This is a genomic window from Marinitenerispora sediminis, from assembly GCF_003336425.1.
GTDB classification, from domain to species: domain Bacteria; phylum Actinomycetota; class Actinomycetes; order Streptosporangiales; family Streptosporangiaceae; genus Marinitenerispora; species Marinitenerispora sediminis.
The window spans coordinates 1-3,592 of the sequence record NZ_QEIO01000259.1 but is presented as its reverse complement, the minus strand read 5'-3'; the positions used below and the strand labels follow the sequence as shown (position 1 = coordinate 3,592).

At 73.7% G+C, this 3,592-nt stretch carries 5 protein-coding genes; 4 read left to right on the top strand and 1 reads right to left on the bottom strand.

What is annotated here, in order from left to right:
• A partial coding sequence (locus DEF28_RS25930; protein WP_114446254.1) for an alpha/beta fold hydrolase occupies positions 1-690 on the bottom strand: 690 nt, incomplete at its 3' end.
• A gap of 114 nt (positions 691-804) precedes the next feature.
• On the opposite strand from DEF28_RS25930, the gene DEF28_RS25925 reads away from it, so the two are divergent.
• From DEF28_RS25925 to DEF28_RS25910, 4 genes are all read left to right on the top strand, one after another.
• A complete protein-coding gene (locus DEF28_RS25925) occupies positions 805-2,025 on the top strand; it encodes a cytochrome P450 (protein WP_114400580.1) in 1,221 nt (406 codons plus the stop codon).
• 2 nt (positions 2,026-2,027) lie between these two features.
• Positions 2,028-2,678 (top strand): TetR/AcrR family transcriptional regulator, encoded by a 651-nt coding sequence (locus tag DEF28_RS25920; protein ID WP_114400581.1) that lies wholly within the window; start codon positions 2,028-2,030, stop codon positions 2,676-2,678.
• A 91-nt stretch (positions 2,679-2,769) separates the two neighbouring features.
• Complete coding sequence (locus tag DEF28_RS25915) at positions 2,770-2,970, top strand: ferredoxin (protein WP_114400579.1); 201 nt, start codon at positions 2,770-2,772, stop codon at positions 2,968-2,970.
• Positions 2,967-3,592: FAD-dependent oxidoreductase (locus tag DEF28_RS25910; RefSeq protein WP_147280535.1), on the top strand; the 626-nt coding region annotated here is incomplete at its 3' end. The genes DEF28_RS25915 and DEF28_RS25910, both read left to right, overlap by 4 nt.

Here is a 3,592-nt window from a genome sequence, read left to right as displayed (position 1 = left end):
GAGTTCGGCGCCGCGGGTGAGCGGGGGCAGCGTGAGCATGTGGTGGGCGGTGGGTTCCTGGGTGGTGCCGGCGTGGTCGATGTCGGCCTGCTCCCAGCGGCGGATCTCGTCGGGGTCGAAGGGGAGTTCGTCGCCGGCGAGGAGCCGCCACTTGGTGATGCGGCGGTCGAGTTCGGCGTCGGGGTCCGCGGCGGGCGCCAGGGTGAGGGTGTCGAGGAAGCGGCGGGTGGGCAGCGGCAGGCCGTCGGGGGACGGTTGGCCGGTGAGGGCGCGTTCGATGTTGGCGTCGAAGTCGACGTCGAGTGCGCCGCCGAGCAGCAGGGTGAGGGTGCGCAGCCGCCGGGGGTGGTCCAGGGCGAGGAGTTGGGCGATGGTGGCGCCCATCGACAGGCCGGCGACGTGGGCGTGCTCGATGCCCCAGGCGTCGAGGACGGCGGTGGCGTCGGCGGCCATGTCGTCGAAGCCGTAGGGGTGGCGGGTGAAGTCGCGGTGGGTGGAGCGCCCGGTGTCGCGGTGGTCGTAGCGGATCACGTGCAGGCCGGCGTCGGCGAGCATGTCGACGAGTTCGCGGGGCCAGCCCATGGCGGAGAGGTTGCCGCCCATGATGAGCAGGAGGGCGGGGTGGCGGGGGTCGCCGGTGGCCTGGCTCCAGAGTTTGACGTCGCCGGAGGGGACGATGCGTTCGCTCACGTGTGCCTCTCGGTGGGTGCGGCGGCTGAGCAAACCTTAAGTCATTCGCTTGACTTAAAATATCTCATCGGGTTAGCTGGCCACCGGACGACGAGCCGTATCGAGGAGGCCACTGTGGGTCAGGACGCCGGCGAGCGCACGTTGCACTACCCGTTCTCCGCCGAGGCGGCCCTGGAGCCGCCGGCCGAGTGGGCCGAGCTGCGGCAGCAGTGCCCGGTCGCCCGGGTCAAGCTGCCCAGCGGCGACGAGGCGTCGCTGGTCACGCGCTACGAGGACGTCAAGCGGGTGCTGGCCGAACCCCGCTTCACCCGCCGGCTGAACGCGGACGGCGCGGCGCGCATCGCGGACACCGAGTCGGGCGGCGTGTTCAACAACGAGCTGTCGGGAGCCATCCCGGACGGCGGCGAGGGCCACCTGCTGTGGCGGCGGATGGTGGGCAGGTGGTTCACCGCCAAGCGCATGGCCGCGCTGCGCCCCGGTATCGAGGCGATGGCCGACCAGCTCATCGACGAGATGGTGGAACGCGGGCATCCCGCGGACATCATCGCGGGCCTGGGCTTCCCGCTGCCGGTGTGGGTCATCTGCGACATGCTCGGGGTCCCGACGGCCGACCGGGACAGGTTCTCCCGCTGGTCCGACACGATGCTCAACCTCACCCGTTACACCCAGGCCGAGATGGACACCGCGCAGGCCGAGTTCGGCGCGTACATGTCCGGCCACATCGCCGCCAAGCGCGTCGAGCCGGGCGAGGACCTGCTCAGCGAGCTCATCACCGCCACCGACGCCGCGGGTGCCCGCATGCCCGACGACGCGCTGGTCGCCACCGGCCAGGGGCTGCTCGTCGCCGGCCACGAGACCACCGCGAACATGATCGGCAAGATGGTGGCCATGCTGCTGGACGACCGGCGGCGCTGGGAGCGGCTGCTGGCCGACCGCTCGCTGGTGCGCTCGGCGGTGGAGGAGGTGCTCCGCTACGACGCCAACTCCGGGTTCGGACTCCCGCGGTACGTGTCCGAGGACTACGAACTCGGCGGCACCGTCATCCCGGGCGGCACCACCGTGGTGTGCAACATGGCCGCCGCCAACCGCGACGAGAGCGCCTTCGAGAGCGCCGGCGAGATGGACCTGGGCCGCAGCCCGAACCCCCATCTGGCCTTCGGCGCGGGCGCGCACTCCTGCCTGGGCCAGGCGCTGGCCCGGACCGAGCTGCAGGCGGTGCTCGACGTGCTGCTGCGGCGGCTCCCCTCCCTGGAGCTCGCCGTCCCCGCCGAGGAGCTCCGCCGCCGGGAGGGGCTCGTCGTGGGCGGGTTGGCCGAGGTCCCGGTGCGGTGGTGACCGTGTCCGGCAGGGGCGTGCGCGCCGGGCGCAGTGAGGAGACCCGTGAGCTGATCCTCGCCGCGGCGGAGCGGCTGTTCGCGGAGAACGGCGTCGCCACGGTGTCCAACCGCCAGGTCAGCGAGGCGGCGGGGCAGGGCAACAACTTCGCCGTCGGCTACCACTTCGGCACCAAGACCGAACTGGTGCGCGCGATCGTGCGCAAGCACGCCGACCACACGGAGCGGCTGCGCCTGCGCATGCTCGCCGAGAGCGGCGACATCGACGACCTGCGCGGGTGGGTCGCCTGCCTGGTGCGCCCGCCCATCGAGCACCTGGCCGCGCTGGGGAGCCCGACCTGGTACGCGCGCTTCGGGGCGCAGATCATGACCGACCCGGCGCTGCGCTCCATCATGGTCGACGAGGCCCTCACCTCGGCGGCGATGCAGCGGATCGTCGTCGGGATCAACCGCTGCCGCCCGGCCCTGCCGGACGAGGTGCGCCTGGAGCGCAGCGAGATGGCCCGCCACCTCATCGTGCACACGTGCGCCGAGCGGGAGCGCTCGCTCGCCGAGGGCGCCCCCACGCCCCGGTCGAGCTGGGACGACACCGCGACCGGGCTGATCGACGCCATCGTCGGACTGTGGCTGGCACCGGTCACGTCCGTGGGATGAGCGCCGAGGACACCAACGACAACGGGCGGCCGGGCGCGGTACCGGGTCCGGCCCGCTCCATGACGGACCCGCGGGCGGAGGAGGCCCAAAGATGAGAGTCAGTGTGGACGAGGACAAGTGCTGCGGCGCCGGCCAGTGCGTGCTGATCGCGCCCGAGGTGTTCGACCAGCGGGAGGACGACGGGATCGTCGTCCTGCTCGACGCCGAACCACCGGCGGAGCACCACGCGGCGGTGCGCGAGTCCGCCGACGTCTGCCCGGCCGCCGCGATCACGCTGGACGAGAGCCGGTGAGCGGCGCCCCCGCCGGCGTGCTCGTCGTCGGTGCGTCCGCGGCCGGGCTCGCCACGGCGGAGGCACTGCGACGCAAAGGCTTCGACGGCCAGCTCACCGTCCTCGGCGCCGAGCGGCACCTTCCCTACGACCGGCCGCCGCTCTCCAAGCAGGTGCTCAGCGGTGCCTGGGATCCGGAGCGGGCCCGGCTGCGGCCGGAGTCCGCGCTGGCGGCGCTGGGTGCCGAGTTCGTCCTCGGCGACCCGGCGGTGGCCCTGGACGCGGCCGAGCGGAGCGTCCGCACCGCGTCCGGGCGGGAGCTGCGGGCCGACGCTATCGTGGTGGCCACGGGGCTGCGGCCGCGCACCCTCCCCGGGCAGGACGGCATGGCCGGCGTCCATGTGCTCCGCACGCTCGACGACGCGCTCGCGCTGCGGGCGGACCTGCTGGCCGCCTCGCGCGTCGTGGTCGTCGGCGACGGCGTGCTGGGCGCCGAGACCGCCGCCACCGCGCGGGGGATGGGGCTGGACGTCACCCTGGCCGGCCCGCAGCCGGCCCCGCTCGCCGGGCAGTACGGCGCCCTCGTCTCCGGGCTGCTCGCCCGGCTGCACGAGGAGCGCGGGGTCCGCCTGCGGCTCGGGAC